The following is a 16,546-nucleotide window of genomic DNA, read 5'->3' as shown; positions in this document are numbered from 1 at the left end:
GAATATGAAAACGCCCGCTAAAGCGTATGAATTAGCGGCTTAAGTTGTCCAATTTCGGCTGGGTCATTACAGAGTTTCACCTGTGCCGAAAGCACAGGTAGCGGCCAGTACGTGGAGTAGGTTTTAATGGGTGTTTGTGGGGCAGTTTTTGCATTGGTGGTGATGTTTTCAAATGAACATGTTTTGATGTAATTATTTTGTAGATAATACAGTGTTAATAAGTCAGTTCAAAATGTCTAGTTGGATTTGCTTTGTCTTAAGTTTATTCGTAACGTTACGTTTTTGTGATTTAGATCAGTTGGATAAGATGGGCCGCACGTTTACCTTTGTTTAGATATAAAATTTTAGAGAGTGTCTTGTGTAAGTTGCTGTTTTTTTAAGTGATGCGCTTTTGCGTCTAGTGCTGGGTTGAAAATGGTGATTACTATCACGTTGTTTCAATAGGAGTATAGCAATAAATAAATCGTAACGTTACTATTTATTCGATTCAAGATGACATAAAAATTCACAATAATCTGGAGAATAAAATGAATAAATACGTACGGAAGTTATCCAAATCATTTTTAGCAAGTGTAGTATTATTGAGCTTAAGCAGTGCTACAAACGCCGGTGTTACTGATGGCATCAATACGGATTTGGTAAAAGGTGATATCACGTTTTATACAAATAGGACTGATTTGGTTGAAGCTGGTGTATACGATCGTTACGAAGTGGAGTTTAAGAAGCTATATCCACAAGTAAATGATGTAAAAGTTGTGGGCTTTGCTGACTATCAAGGTGGCTTGAGACCGCGAATGAATACTGGTGATTATGGTGATTTGGTTCTTATTCTACCATCTGTTCCTTCGGAGCAATATAGCAATTTCTATGAACCTTTAAATGACATTTATAATGATGAAGAGGTTTATTTTTTTGATGCATGGGCGAGTGAAGGATTTTCATATGGTATATCTATGGGGAATTCAGTAGAAGGCTTGGTCTACAATAAGGATGTTTTACTAGAAGCGGGTATTAAAGTTCCCTTACGTACATTATCTGAGTTTTATGAAGCTGCGGAAAAAATTAAAAATAATGGAAAAATCGCCATTTACGTAAATTTTGGTGCTCAGTGGCCATTGCAACAGTGGGATAAATTTCCTTTAGTTGTTGAAGGTAATGATGGTGTGTATGAGAAGATGCTTGATCAAGATAAACCTTTTTCTGGTGATACAGCATATAATAAGTCGCTTAATGTTCTTAAAAAACTCATTGATAACGGTTACACCGAAAAAGATTTGATGACAAATTCTTGGGAAGACTCAAAAGCGGCAATTGCATCTGGTAACGCAGGGATGTATTATCTCGGTAATTGGGTTATTCCACAGATAATCGACCGTGGTGTATCACCTTCTAAAATCGGTTTTATGCCAATTCCTTCAGATGATTCTGGTGTTTTAAAAGGACAAATGAATCATGACTGGGGCTATGCAGTTAGTAAGCATTCACAGAATAAAGAGACAGCAAAAGCTTATCTTAAGTTCTTGATTGAAGAGTCTGATTTTGATCAAGTAGCGGGATTTATTCCTACATTGAAGTCCAAAGAGCCCGCTCTTTCACAACTAAATGAATATATGAATTATAAGCCAGAAATAATTCAAACTCCGGTGAATTCATCCACCTTTATTGGCGTTACAAACCGATCAAAAATTGATTTCTACTCTGGTGGATATATTCAGGATGTTATCACCTCAAAAGACTTTAATAAGGCTCTTGAGAAACTTGATTCTCGTTGGAATCGTGCTAAAAAAAGAGTGATGAATTGATCGATAGTATATTTATATAGTTTCCATTGTTAAGTTCCTAAATCGTTTGTATGTCTATACAATTGCTTTCATTTTTCCCGGGTTCGTTTGAACTCGGGATTTTTATTTCAATTTGGGAAAATGAACATTGGTAAACTCCAATTATATAGAAAACAGTATGGGTTAGGCGATTGCTATACGATTTGAACGATTCAGGTTTGTGAGGTATTTGTCGGTTGAACCACAGTATTTCAGGTTTCCGTCTTTATCAAGCACCAAGCTCATCGTTGAAGTGGCAATAAGGCTTGGGTCGTTTGATGCAAAGAGAACCGTTTGACTATTTAACTTATCGCTAAACAGTTTGTTAAAATAGTGGGTGTTCTCAAGCTCACAGCCACAAAATGGCTCATCGATAATCACAACCGCGGCATTATGGTTGCCTAGACCGATGGCTAAGCGTAAGCGTTGCTGCACGCCATTGGGTAATGTGCTGACTTTTTCTGCGTTCAACTCGGTGGCTAACCCTTTATCTAACCATGTACCAAGTTCAAAAAAATCCAACATAGCTTGCATTTGCTCGGTTGGGATCAGCCCATTGTGCATGATAAAATTGGTTTCAACGCTGCCTTCAAAAATGTGCAAGTCAAACGGGATATAGTTAATTGAGGTGCGATAGCGATAGTTATTGAATTGGCGAATGTTATAGCCATCAAGGGTCACAGCACCTTGATAGCGCGTTTCCAATCCAGCAATGATCGAAATCAGCGTTGTTTTACCACATCCCGATGGCCCTGAGATCACCACTTTTTGCCCGACGGGCAAAGAGAATCCCAAGTTTGTCAAACCAGTCACTGCCCCAGTAAAACGATGATGTAAGTGATTCACTTCAATCCGCCCATCAAAACGTCGAATAGGGGGGCTTTTTTGAAGCGTGAACTGATCATCACTCATTGCCATTAGGTGATTGATTTGCGTGGCTGACGCTTTGAGGATCTGAAACTTAGTGAGGGCGTTGTAGATACCCATAATCGGGCCCAGTGCTTTCCACACCAAAATCACAGTTGCAAGCATGGCACCGGCGGAAATTGCACCATCCAATACACCTAACACAGTCGCTACTATGGTGGTTGTGCCAATGATTTGAATCAGACTACTACCAGCAACCTGAATTTTACTATTGGTTGTGGTGACGCGCTCCGCGTCATCGCTGCTCTGGCGTAAAGCGGCCTTTAAACGCGCTTGAATAATGCGCATTAACGGCAAACCTTGTAAGGTTTTTATTCGGCTTAGCGCTTCGTTCCATTGATAGGATACCAAGGCATTGGCGCGAGTGCTTCGAGCCGTGGCTTGTGAATAACGATACCGAGCGTAAAAGCAGTAAATCAGCATCAGGGCTAATCCGGCGATAACCACCATGGCAGCCGTTGGGGATAAAATGGCGATGGCGATAATAAACACCAATACGAACGGCATATCAAAATAGCTGATGGTGGAATCGGCGGTAGCAAGTCGACGAAAGGTATCAATGTCTTTTAAACGAGCTAGCTGGGCAGAAATTCCCGCTTGCGATGTTTTGGCATAGGGCAGCCAAAGTAACTTTGCGACCACTTGCTGTGAAATGTGCACCGCCAACGCTTTACCGGATGTCGCGATGATATTGACTCGCATGCGTTTAAACCCGTACTCGCTTAAGGCTACGATCACCGCAAAGAGCGCGAGCCAATATAAAGTGCCGGATGAGCCAGATGAGAGCGCGAAGTTATAGACTGCCATAATAAAAAAGGGCTGCACTGCACCGAGAAGGCTAATGATAAAGCTCAATAAGAACAGGCTCTTTATTTCATTATGATAGCGATAAAAATGATGGCGCAACCAATGGTCTTTATCGTGGGTTTCTGGGGGCGGCTCACGAAAGAGCTTAGAATACTCGCTGATACTGATAAGAGTGCAAGGGGTCTCTTTTAACGGGTAGAGCAAGGTATCGTTGTTTGTGTAATCAAATAAAATTGCCTGATCATCACGGCACCCTAAAAATATCGCGGATAAGTGGTCAATTTCAATAAAGCAAGGCTGCGCGATTTGGTTTAATTGAGTCAGACTAGATAAGTGGGCGTGTTCGCAGCGATAACCTAAACGTTCAATGGTTGCGTTAAAGCTGTCTGCTGCACTATTTTTAACTACGAATGCGTCACTGAGCATCGTGGGCGTGCCTTCCCACTCAAGCGCAATAAGGGTGTAGGCGAGGCCGCGCAACAAGGGAGTCTCTTCATAACGCTCTTGAAATGCCTCGGACTCAAAATCTGCCAGCCGCTGTTGAATATTACTGAAATCAATCAATATGCTCATGGCTATCTCTCGTAAGTTTAATTCGGGTGAGGCGATGATTGAGCTTGTCGAGTTTATTGCTAATGATGATGAGCGTTTTATCGTTACTTCGATACGCCGCACTCGCAAGAACGGTTTGGCCAAAGCTATCATCAAACACCGTATCGAGGTCGTCGAAAATCAGTATTGATTTATTGGCGAGAAGCGCACGCACGATCAAAAGGGCATAGTTCACTTGACGAGAAAATGGTGGGCGCAGGTGGCCTTTTAGTTCGGTGTAAAACCCATGAGGCAGTGAATCAATAATGGCTTTGATATTCATGGTTTCACACAGAGCAAACGCCGTGGTATTTAAACTGGGTCGAAAGCATGTCAGATTATCGATAATAGTGCCGTCGACAAAAGCGCTGGCCTTATTAATCAGCAGTACCTGTTGTCGCCAAGGCTCGTAACCAATATGAGTCAGCGAATGTGCATCCACCTGAATGTCAAAACGTGGCGTAGCGGTTTCACGAGAAATGCAGTGCGCCAGATGGCTTTTGCCACTTCCGCTGCGACCGCTGATGAGATAGGCCTGGCCCTGCTCAAATTCGACGCGTCGCTTGAGATCGAGTTTGACTGAAATAGAATGGAAATGGATTTTCTCATTTCCTTGTTGAGCGTTCTCATTATTTTTTTGTGTGTTGCTCTCTTTTAAGCCCAGTTTGGCTTTATTGACTTTAGTGTCATGTGATTGAAGATCCAGCAATTGAGCAATACGCTGCACCTGCATCTTATATAACGCCCATCGCCCAAGGGTACGGATCACTTGTTGATATGGTGAGAAATAACGATTGGTTAATAAAATGATTGCTGCCATTACGCCTTGGCTCGCTTGTTGCTCAATCACGGCATTGGCGAGCACCACAACCACACCAGCCATCGCCAACTGTTGAATAAGGCTCAGCAAAAGAAACAATTTGGCTTCAAGCCGTTCAAATTGAATGCATTGCACCTCTCGCTCTTCAATCATATGCGTCATGAGATTTTCGACGCGATGCTCCATAGTGCGCGCTTTAATATCCAGTGGGCTGGCAATCATCTCGATGATTTTCGATGTGGTGAGTCCTTCGATGTCCGATTTGTCGGCAAGTTGGCGCACTTTCTGTTTTGAGATGCTCAGAGCAAATAGGGCGAGAACGAGTGACGCGCACAGTAGGGTGACGGCTGCCCAGATATTTATCAGCCCAATGATGCCAATGGTTGCGATACTGACGGCCACGTTAATGAAAGCGCGGATCAATTCACCGCCAAAGAAGGTTTTAATTTCTGGAATGGTGGCAATACGTTCTAGATACTCACCGGGCTCCAGTTGGCGAAAACGGGCGATTTGCGCACTGCAGATGGCGTGAAACAGATGATGCGTCAAACGCGTTTCAAACCGCTTCATGATCCGAGAGGTCATTTTCTCTTCTTGGTTTTTAAGCAGATAATCAAGAAAAATAGCCCCAACAATAATCGCGAAAAGTAAAAACAAGGTTTCGATCGCGTGGTTTGGTAGCACCTTGTCAAAAATGATTAAGATTGAAAATGGCAGCACCAGCGCAAGCAGTGTTGATATGAGCGTGGATAGCGTCAGATAGCACTTATCGGCAAAGTGGATTTTTTGAGAGAAGTGTTCAGTCTTCATTCGCCACTCCATTTTCGGTATTAGCGGGCACGCTTAATGGATTGTTAAGCGGATGCGGCCTTGATGTCACGGCAACCATCAGCGGTTGAATCGCATAAATTGAGTCAAGGGATAAGGTCCCACTGAGTTTTTCGAGTTGAATGGCTTCATTCACATAATCATAACGGGCGTTTTGAAAGTCGCGCTGCGAGCGAAAGACGCGGTTTTCGGCTGTCAGCACATCGGTTATGGTGCGAGTCCCTAGCTCATAGGCACGTTGAATTCCACGATAAGCGGCTTGATTTGCTTGAAGGATACGTCGGTAACTGTTGATATTATCTGCCAAATTATTGAGATTAAGCATCGCGGTGTTAACGTCTTGGGTGGTGCTCATCAAAGTTTGCTCGTGGCTCAGTTCAAAACGTTCAATAGCCGTTTTAGACTGTTGATATCGGTAATAATCTCGGCCGCCATCCAATAGTGGTAGACGCAAGTTCAGCGCGACTTTGGTGCTGTGACTCTCTCCCGTTTCATAGGGAATATTAATGTCGTAGTTATTGCTGTCACTGTGCTGATATTGAGCGGTAACATCTAAAGTAGGATAAAACGCCGCGCGATCTTGCTTGAGCACTTGGCGGCTTAGTTTGACGTTACGCTGACTGATTAAGAGTGCATTGTTGAATTTGAGCGCGGTTTCGCGCACCTGTTTTTGCTCATAATTATCCAGTGGCGCAAGTTTGGCTTTTGTTTTGATGTCAAAGCTCGGTGTTATTGGGAATTGGATATGATTTATCAGCTCATCTAGCACAATCGCACGTTCAGTCTGTCCTTGTCTTAGCCGAGTACGAATGGACTCTTTTTGTGCAATGACTTCATAAATGTCATTTTTGGCCTTGTTACCCAGCTCAATGTTGCGCGCCATATGTTTTTCCCGCGCAATCGATGAATTAAGTTCCATTTGGTGATTCTCAATATCGGCGCTCATTTTGAGATAATCAAAATAGAGCATAGCCGTGGTCGCAATGGTCTCTTGTTCGACTTGTTGATAACGCATCTCCGCAATGCTAAAGCTGAGTTTGGCTTGGCGATAACGATAATAGTGGCCAAAATCAATCAACGCTTGGCGAAAAGACAACCCGTAACCATGCGAGTTGTATTGAGCGCGATTGTTGGGTTCGCCGTTATAGAAATATTCATCATCATTCCATGTTGTATTGGCATGACCATACAGAGATGGCAATAACGGCGCGCGATCAATCCCAATGGCATCATTCGCTTCCAGTAAGATTTTTTGTTCCACTTTCAATGCCAGATTATGTTGCAGCCCAAGCTCTACCGCTTCTGGCAGTGATGTTGCATTAATATAAAACGGCGCAAGAGTACCCAAGAAGACCAATGCCGCGCAGCTGGCGAGGTGGCGCATTGTTTTGAACGTTCGAGCGTGATTAATTAAGTCTTTGAGCTGCGGCATATTTGTTTATCACCTTAATGATTTCATCTTGCTTGTATGGTTTGCTCACCACAAAATCCATGCCTGCTGCAATGCAACTTTGATGTTCATTTTGGCTGCTAAGCGCCGTTGCACCTATGATGGTGCAAGGGCTAATGCCTTCATTTTTCTCAAATTGGCGTATGCGCTTGGTCGCTTCAATCCCGTTCATGCCAGGCATAATGCAATCCATGAAGATGATGTCAGAACGTTGCTTCATAATGTATGCTACGGCATCCGCACCATCGCTCACTGAGTCGGCGTTATATTCTTGTTTGGCCAAAATCCGCTTGAGTAGAATTTGCTGAACGCGATCATCTTCCACAATCAGGAATCGAGTTGGCTGATCGTGCTCGCGATGTTGCGCCGCAGCCAAAATTGAAGCCAACTGAGGTAGACTTTCAAATCCCATCATCGGCGCGCTTAATTGAGCATCAATAAAAGGCACAGGGGAGAGTGCGTTCGCTCCGTCGTTAGTGCTATGAGATAGGTGCCCATAAAGTGTGTTGTTATAAACAATCAGTTGTGGGCGAAGGCCATGCTGTGCTTCATTTTGCATACACTGCTTTTGAACGGTTTTGGCCAAAGAGCGCAGCTTGCTCGGCTCGAAACAGTCGGCGAGCAGTAGCGCATCAAATTGATGAAAGTGGGGGTGCTGCGTTAATAACTCTGCCGGTGATGACACCAGCGAAACGTCAGCGCCCGCGCGAGTAAGGGTTTGATGCAGCACATCTCGACGTAACGCGTATTCGGAGCAAAGCATCAACTTTTTGTTTTCTAATAGCGCGTTACTGGCGTGAAAGTTTTTCGCTTTCACATCAAAATGCAGTTGAAAGCGAACTTGCTTTCCTGATTGATGCCATTGGCTATGATAGCCCATCTCACTGCCCAACACGGCGTTTGCCAAGTCATCTTTGCTGCCTGTTGGCGTCTCTAATTCACGCCAGTGCAGCGCACTAAGTTTGTTTAGTGCAATATCAAATGAGGTTAAAAAATGCAGGCTGAGGGTGAGTTGCGTTTTTCCAGCGTCGGCCGCAGCCCCTGAGGTGACTGAAATAAAAAGAGGCTGAGTTGCATGACGGCTAATGGCATCCGCGATTTGTAAGAAAAGAACCCAAAAAAGCTGAGTTTGTCTGCCTTCAACGCGGCTTGGTAACGTCTCATCAAACAGTGTTTCTAATGGCGTTTGATTGCGCATCGCTTTCGCATTAACGTGCAGCATTAGCTCGGAAAGCAGGCTTAATAAGGAAAATTCATGCGCTTTGCTGTCGGCACCTTGAGAAATCAGTCGGTTGTAGTTTTCCGCAAGCTCTGCCAAGGTTTGCGCCGCCGTGGTGACTTCCTTAACCATGGCTTGCCCGTTTTTATCATTATCACTACTCAAATATTGTACGCCACCACTAATGGTGTTGGTGATGCCACGTATCTCATAACCAATCAGGGAGTAGAGCTGTTTATACAAATCGTTTGCTCGTTTTTGATTCTCGAGATCAGAAAAGGTGCGTTTTAATCGCGCGTAGATCTGGCGTTGCTGTCGATTAATACTGGTGTCGTTAAGCAAGGTGTCGAGACGTTCGGCATCAATTTTTTGTAACTCTCGAGCCAACTGCTCAAACTCTGTTACCACCTTGCGTTCATTGGCGTTTGATTGGCGTAATCTCATTATCGTCCAGAGATTCGATACAAACGCAACAGCCACCAATACGGCGATAATGCCCATTAGCCAGATGAAAAAACGATTTTTCTGCATCAAAGTATCGGTCGATATTTTGGTCACCAGCGCAGCATAATTCGCTTCAATTTGCTGAAAACTGCTGGTCAGTTCAATATAGAGAGTCAACCTGTCTTCTTGGCTTTGTGCGCTTGCTTGAAATCGATTGAGTGCCAGTTCTAGTGCCGTGTACTCAACCGCGCCAACTAAGCTAACTTCGCTTTTGTTTTCCGACGCGACTGAGCGAAACTGGGTTAAGGCCTCGCGTAGCTTTTCAATATTATCTTGTGTAATGGCGCATGAAGGCTGCAAAGCACAAGCTTGCAAAAGTTCACGCTGGGCCATAATGCGCTGATTGAGGGCCTCTGCTGCGACGAGCAATGGCGTGGCTTTGGTTTGAGCAAAGCTGTCCACTCGAGCCCAGGAGAGCAGTAGATAAACACCTGCGGCAGTCAGTAGCAGGCTTATCGCTATGCTAATGCGAATCGCCGAGATTGTGAGGGGATAGGGTTTAACATCATTCATCTCTTATCACCTCTCATCAAAGGCATTGTTTAGTGCGGTCACCACAGGCCTTGCTGCGTATTCAATCACACGACGTGAACCAGTTTTAACGTCCGCAGTAAATTCCATGTACGGCGATAGTTTGTATTGAGTGCCAGAGTTTTCGACAAAGTTTTGCTCAATGCGAATAGCGGCAAGATAGAACTCTTCTTCCTCTTCTTGATAAGAAGAGCGGGATATTGAAGTTATTTGACCTTCGACCACCCCAAACTTGGCGAAATTATAAGTATCAAACTTGACTTTGACTCGCTGACCGACTTCGACAAATCCCATCTCTTTACGGGGGATTTTTGCTTCGCCGTGCAATTGATTATTTAGCGGGGCAATATCGGCAATACTCTGACCCGGTGGGATCACGGCTGAGTGAAAGTTGAAATGAACTTTATCAACCACGCCATCAATAGGGGCATAAACGAGCAAACGGTCGACTTGATCTGAATGTTGTGGTTTTTGAATTTGTTTCAGTTTGAGTGCATTGTCAGTATCCATTAATGTGGCGCGATACTCACTATTGCGACTGGTAATTAAATCTTTGTGCTGTTTTTTTAGTTTGCTTAATTCAAATCGTTCATTGAGTAAACCTTCATCCATATTTTCGATTTCGCGAATCATATTGGACTCTTGTACCTGCATATTGAGAACATCGACATGAGATGCCATCTCTTCTTGATGCAGAGTTTGTTTAATTTCGAGTTGTTGGCGAATTAAGTCCAGTTGCCTTGCGGCACTTGAGCGTCTTTTCGTAATGGATTGAATCAGCGACTGCTTATGCTGGATATCATGCAGTATGAGGGATTCATTTGACTGATTTTTCTCTGATTCTTGTTGCCAAGCTTGCTGGTTGGCGGCAACAAGGGTGGGATAGCCCTCAATAAAGCGGCTGTAGTCGGGCTGGTGAGCATGAATTAAGCTCTGCAGGCGAATTTTATCGAGTTCGAGCTGAATGATTTCAGTGTCAACGGTGTTGAGCTGTGTGTTTCTATCGACAGAGCGAAGCCGTGCAATAGGTTGACCTTTAAATACCACATCACCCTGACGGACGAGCATTTCATCAAGAATACCCCCTTCAAGATGCTGCACTTTTTCAACGTCTGATTCGAGCAGTAATTCACCACGCACCGAGACAACAATATCAAGTTTTGCCTGTGCTGCAAAAATAATGGCAATTAACACAATAACAAAAAACACAAATAACGTTTTATGCATAGTCGTCATGGCGCTAGCCATAATAATGCGTTGGTCGTCATGCTTAGGTATCGCGTCATGATGAGAAATCAACGCACTTTTTAAATGATGTTCTATTTTGGATTGGCTCATGCAAGATCCTTTGCAGCGCAACTCTTTTATACCCGTTCTACTGGCTTTGCTCGTTTGCCGCCTACCTGCAACTTCAAGTTGTTTGGGTATAGTGCGCTACGAGGTAAATAGTTTGAATTTATCGAGTTCATTCAATTTGTTATTTATAGCTAAGGATGAAATTCCACAGAACGCCAAATTTATTTTCACGTCAGTTTGAAATAGCTCACGAAGTTCAAATAATTTCCGCTAATTATTTGAAAATAAAAACCTATCACCTTCACTCAAATAAATATGAGTGAGCTCCTCAAGGAGATAATGATGGCTAATAACAATTCACAAAATAATGAACTTAATGATGCAGTAGAGCAGGTTGAAACTGAAGAGGGCAGTACTTCATCTCAGCAGGGCCAGCAAAACCAGCACAACACCGCTGCCGCAGCGGCGGCTGCGGGAGCTGGTGCGGCAGGAAATGCCGCGGCGCAAGAAGGTCAATCAGCCAATCGCAATAGCGAATCTCAAGAGGCAGAATCTCCCTCACCTGAAGACGCTGAAAATGGTGGTGCAGGTGGCGCGGTCGGACGAAGTGGCGGCGCGCAAAGCAATGCGGTTCAAAGTGAATTAGCAGAGGGTAGTTCGCGCGCACCGCTGAGCGATATGCCTGCCAATAACGGTCGTGCCGGTGCCCGCGAAGCAAATGATGCCAATAAGCCACCGCCGCAGAATTTACGTTCTGGTGGTCCCGATGCTGAAGATGCCACCCCGCCAAACGCACCGACCTCTCCTTCTGGCCCCGAAGCGCCAAATACACTAGAAGGCGCAGAGATTGCCGACAAAGATATGACCATGCGTGTCGGGGAGGAATTTGACTCTGCCTCGGATGACACCACTTTTGATGTCAGCATTGAGGAACAAAATGATGCGCCTGAGGTGTCGCAAAATGTCGCCTTTGATGTCGATGAAGATGGCACCATCACGCTGACCCAAGATCAACTGCTCGAATTTGCCACTGATGTGGATGGGGATGATCTTACCGCGAGCAATCTTACCGCAGCAAGTGATGCAACGGTAAAAGACAACGGCGATGGCACTTTTATCATTACCCCAAGCCCAGATTTTTCCGGCGAGTTGGTCCTTTCGTTTGATGTTAGTGATGGAGAAACAAGCGTTGAGGCGGGCCTTAACCTCACAGTCAATCCGATAAACGATGCACCTGTGCCAACGGATAAGGCGTTTACTGTTGCCGAAGACGAGACGTTGATCTTCACTCGTGAAGAGCTGCTTAACCATGCACAGGATGTGGATGGTGACACTGTCACACTGGTCGATGTGTTTTATGAGGGTGATGCAGGGACTCTTAGTGTTGACCATGATACTGGGCTTTACACATTCACACCGAATGCGAATTTTCATGGCGAAGTTGAATTGGGGTATTCCGTTACAGACGGCATTGAAACTATCGATGCGATAATTGATGTTAGCGTCACCCCAGTCAATGATCCGCTTGAAATCAGTGATGGAATTACCGCCACGGTTGATGAAGACCACACGCTTATCATCACGCAAGCTGAGTTGATAGCGAACGCGAGCGATATTGATGGCGATCGTTTGGTTGCCAGTAACTTGCAGACAACGGATCCCGACGCATCGGTCTCACCAAACGGCGATGGTTCTTATACCATTACTCACAGCCCAAATTTTAATGGCTCGCTCGCGTTTACCTATGATATTAGCGATGGTACGGTCACGAAAGGGACCACGTTAGATGTCACGGTCAACCCAGTGAATGACGCGCCGGAGGCCGGTGATGAGCTCAATATCAGCGCTACCGAAGATGAGTCTGTTGGCGTTGCGTTGCGTGATGACCCTATGCTGCGCATGGATGAAGCACCAGAGCATGGCATTGTTGAAGCGTTTATTGATGACGAATGGGTTGAGCTTGCCGTTGGTCAAGAAATCGCAGCGGATACCGAAGTGCGTTTTGTTGCCGATGAAAACGCCATTGCTGACAGCACCCATACAACACGCATTGGCACGTTTGATGACAGGGCCAATTTAAGAGATTGGGGGCGTAAAGTTGATGATCATACCCGTGAGTTTGTCGATGGCGATTTAACCGTTACCACGGTGAGTAACGATGGCCCACTCGGTGCGTGGAATGGCAATACCCATATCGGACACGGCATTGGCGATTCAGATAGAGAAGGGCTCAGTAGCGGCGAGAAGCTTATCGTCAGCGTTGACGGCATGGACATCAATGAGATCAGTTTTCATCTTGATGGCCTCGGCGGTTGGTTTTTGCCTGAATCACGCCATTTTACCGAAGTGGAAATACGTGCCTTTGATGATGAAGGGCAGCTAATTGACTCTCTCACTTACCATAAAACAGACCCCGACAGCTATGAAACCGACTATACCCTGACCGTCGACCAACCTGTCGCCTATTTCGAGCTGGGAACCGTTCGTGGCGACGGCACGTATGTCGTGCAAAACATGACTGTGTCACAAACTTCGCCTGATTCAGCGGTGTTCACCTCGATTGGCGTTGATGGTAACGAGCTGACCGAGACAGTGAATTTTGACTTACGTGAGGGCGATAGCGCGATTGACCTCACCACCTTACTGCCCAACATTACGCAAAATGACGCTGGAGCAGCGCCATTTGAACCTGTAGTGATCAGCAAAGCTCAGCTATTGGGGCAGGCGAGTGATGTTGATAATCCATTGCTTTCTGTTGAGGGGCTTGCCCTTGTAGGGGATAACGCAGACAAAGCGACGTTAACCGATAATGGTAACGACACTTGGACGATTACCCCAGAGCCTGATTTTTTCGGTGAGGTCGAGCTCGAATATCAGGTAAGTGATGGTCAGCTAACTGACAATAATATTGTCAATATTGATTTTGCGGCAGTCAATGATGCGCCGCAAAGTGATACGGTCAATTTGCTCAGTGACGAAGATGAATCGCTGCTTATAACGCAAGCCATGTTGCTCGCTAATGCCAGTGATATCGATACCGAAATAGACGCGTTATCCGCGCAAAACCTCCACATTAATCCAAGTTTCGGTGAGTTAACCGATTTAGGGGATGGTACTTGGTCTTTTACTCCCACCACCAATTTCAACGGTGATGTCCCCTTTAGTTTTGAGGTGTTTGATGGTGAGCTTGCCACTGCGGTGGAAGGAACGCTCACGATAGACCCGATAAACGATGCTCCGATTGCACCAACGCTTACCGTCAGTGGGGAAGAGGACAATCTTCTGACCATTGATCCTGCGTATCTTTTGCAGCAAGTAAGCGATGTGGATTTAGGCGACACGCTTTCGATTACCGATGTGAGTGTGCGCGCGCCGGGTAGCGCCAACATCAGTTTAATTGATGGCTTGTACCACTTAACCACAGGGGCCAATTTTAATGGTCTTGTTGAGCTAACCTATACCGTATTTGATGGCACAGAAGCGGTGCAAGGATCACTGAATGTCAACGTGATTCCTGTGAACGACGCGCCGTTTAGCACCGGCAATGCACTTATGGCAACCAACGAGGATGAAGCGTTTACCTTTGATGCGTTTAAATTGCTTGATCTCTTCGCCGATGTTGAGCAGAACCCAATCAATGTGTCGCAAATTCTGTTGCAGGATGAGGACAAAGGAGCGCTGCAAGATAACGGCGATGGCACTTGGACGTTTACTCCAAGCGCTGATTTTGCTGGGGTAACTGAGTTGCAACTGGTTGTTAGCGATGGCGAGTTTGAGACCGCACTTGATATTCCGCTCTATATTCGCCCTATCGCCGATGGCGCAGTGGTGAGCAGTGAGCACTCAGGTCCTTTGGTGTTCAATGAAGATGAGGCAGGTCATTTGTGTCTTAATGTGAGCTTGCTTGACCAATCGGAAGTGCTCACCAACCTGGTGATCACCGGCTTTCCGGTTGGATTTGTGGTTAGCGATGGCACGCATACCGCGACGATTAACGCCGTAAATCAATACATAGATGTGACGCAGTGGAATGTCACCGATCTTGAACTCACGCCACCGCCAAATTTTGCCGGTGATTTCGCCCTAACGGTAACAACAAGCACGGTTGATTATGGGGATGAGGCGCAAGCGTTAGACGATGGGGTTGATGAGGGCGATTTTGTTGCCGAATTTGAAACCGCGTTGACGCTCACCGCTGATGATTTGCTGAGCGCTGCGGAAAATTTGGATGCCGAAGCCAGCGATGCGATTCGTTTCGTTCATTTGGTTGATAAGTCGCAAGGGGTATTATTCGACAACGGCGATAACAGTTGGACGTTTACCCCAGCAGATGACTTTACTGGACAAGTGGATTTTGCTTACGTGGTGGACAGAGATGGCGTCTTTTACGATGAACAGAGCGCCATTGTTGTGGTTGATAGCGCAAGCTACACCAATGTGCCACCCAGTGTTGAGACTCAATTGACCAAAAACCTGGATGATAACGGAGCGTTGGCGTTTAGCGATGCAGAACTGCTCGCCACGCTCAGTGATGCTGATGGCGATGAGTTGATGATTGAGTCCGTCACGCTCACCAAAGGGCAAGGTATTATTGAGACTGCCGGCGATGGGAGTTATCAGCTTATCCGCGCTGAAGGTTTTGACGGTGAGCTGGAGCTGGGTTTTATTGCCAGTGATGGCGAGCACCAGATTGTCAGCCATGTTGAAGTGATAAACGATCTCAGCACGGCAAATGGCAGCAGCGAAGAATACACCTTAGCAGAGAACGGTTCATTGACGCTGACGTCAGCGCAATTATTGCAAGAGCTGATGCTAGGCCCTGATGATATCGTTACCGATGTGACAGACACCGATGATGCGGGTTATTTTGCCGTTGCCCCCAATGATGAATGGATTTATTGGCCCAGTGAGCCATTTGATGGCGAGCTGAATATGTTGGTGGAAGTTGAAATTGATGGTCAGCTTGAAAGCGTGCCATTGACGCTCGACGTACAAGTTGACTCTTTCGATGCTGGTGGCAGTGAAACCGACCAAACCATCATTGAGGCGCAAATGGCCGTCAGCCGCAGCGCGCAACAGGGCGATGCGCCTTTCGATGACACGGACCCGGATATTACCGGCGCGCCAGGTGACACGGTGGCGATTGACTTGCCAGAGAGCATTACCGATGCTGAGACGTTAAGTTATGTCGAGCTCGATGGCCTGCCCATCGGCAGTGAAGTGAGTAATGCACTGGATAACGGCGATGGCAGCTATATTGTGACGGGCGATTTTTCAGCGCCACTTTCTGTGACCTTCCCAGATGAGTACCAAGGCAGTGGTCAAATCGAGATGCAAGGGTTTAATGATGCGGATCAGCCGATTGATGGCGCGCTAGACAATCTTGACTTTGCCATAGATGAACAGTATGCGATGCAATCGACATCACAGACCAATAACGGGCTGCCAGATCCAACTCTCAACCAAGGTGACAGCGGTGATGATAGCGGTGATTCAAACGGTTTGGCTGACGATTCGTCCCGTTTTGATGCTGAAATGCAAGAGGGTGCTGAGCAAAGCGGCGGGCAAAATACCGAGGTGGATCCAAGTCTGATGTAGAGTGTGACCGCGTTTGGTTTTGCTTTGTTAGGATTCGGTGAGTTTTACTTGTGTTACAGCACGTTCAATCACTTTGGTATAAAATAGCGTGTATTCGCCCTCTGTGATGGCGCAGCATTTAAAAGCCTTGCTTTAGGCTTGGTTTACGGATTGTT

Annotated in this window: 7 protein-coding genes; 2 read left to right on the top strand and 5 right to left on the bottom strand. The window is 45.8% G+C overall.

The window, feature by feature from the left end:
* Nucleotides 1-527: 527 nt before the first annotated feature.
* A complete protein-coding gene (locus tag HGP28_RS16225) occupies nucleotides 528-1,802 on the top strand; it encodes an ABC transporter substrate-binding protein (protein WP_168837522.1) in 1,275 nt (424 codons plus the stop codon).
* A 162-nt stretch (nucleotides 1,803-1,964) separates the two neighbouring features.
* On the opposite strand, the gene HGP28_RS16220 is transcribed toward HGP28_RS16225, so the two are convergent.
* From HGP28_RS16220 to HGP28_RS16200, 5 genes are read right to left on the bottom strand one after another with little or no spacing between them, the layout of a single operon-like run.
* Nucleotides 1,965-4,127 (bottom strand): ATP-binding cassette domain-containing protein, encoded by a 2,163-nt coding sequence (locus HGP28_RS16220; protein ID WP_168837521.1) that lies wholly within the window; start codon nucleotides 4,125-4,127, stop codon nucleotides 1,965-1,967.
* A complete protein-coding gene (locus tag HGP28_RS16215; RefSeq protein ID WP_168837520.1) occupies nucleotides 4,111-5,775 on the bottom strand; it encodes an ABC transporter transmembrane domain-containing protein in 1,665 nt (554 codons plus the stop codon). Before HGP28_RS16215 ends, HGP28_RS16220 begins: the two co-directional genes overlap by 17 nt.
* Entirely contained in the window at nucleotides 5,765-7,225 is a 1,461-nt protein-coding gene (locus HGP28_RS16210; RefSeq protein WP_168837519.1) for a TolC family protein, read from the bottom strand. Before HGP28_RS16210 ends, HGP28_RS16215 begins: the two co-directional genes overlap by 11 nt.
* Nucleotides 7,200-9,479, bottom strand: coding sequence for a response regulator (locus HGP28_RS16205; RefSeq protein ID WP_168837518.1), 2,280 nt, complete (start codon nucleotides 9,477-9,479; stop codon nucleotides 7,200-7,202). Before HGP28_RS16205 ends, HGP28_RS16210 begins: the two co-directional genes overlap by 26 nt.
* A gap of 6 nt (nucleotides 9,480-9,485) precedes the next feature.
* The gene (locus HGP28_RS16200; protein WP_168837517.1) at nucleotides 9,486-10,835 is read right to left on the bottom strand and encodes an HlyD family type I secretion periplasmic adaptor subunit; all 1,350 of its coding nucleotides are present in this window, start codon (nucleotides 10,833-10,835) and stop codon (nucleotides 9,486-9,488) included.
* Nucleotides 10,836-11,135: 300 nt separating this feature from the next.
* Between HGP28_RS16200 and HGP28_RS16195 the strand changes: the two genes are divergently transcribed.
* Entirely contained in the window at nucleotides 11,136-16,391 is a 5,256-nt protein-coding gene (locus HGP28_RS16195; protein WP_168837516.1) for a tandem-95 repeat protein, read from the top strand.
* Nucleotides 16,392-16,546 lie beyond the last annotated feature (155 nt).

This window comes from Vibrio agarilyticus (genome assembly GCF_012641465.1).
Lineage (GTDB): Bacteria > Pseudomonadota > Gammaproteobacteria > Enterobacterales > Vibrionaceae > Vibrio > Vibrio agarilyticus.
The sequence above is the reverse complement of the archived record's forward strand: the minus strand, read 5'-3'. Positions and strand labels throughout refer to the sequence as shown.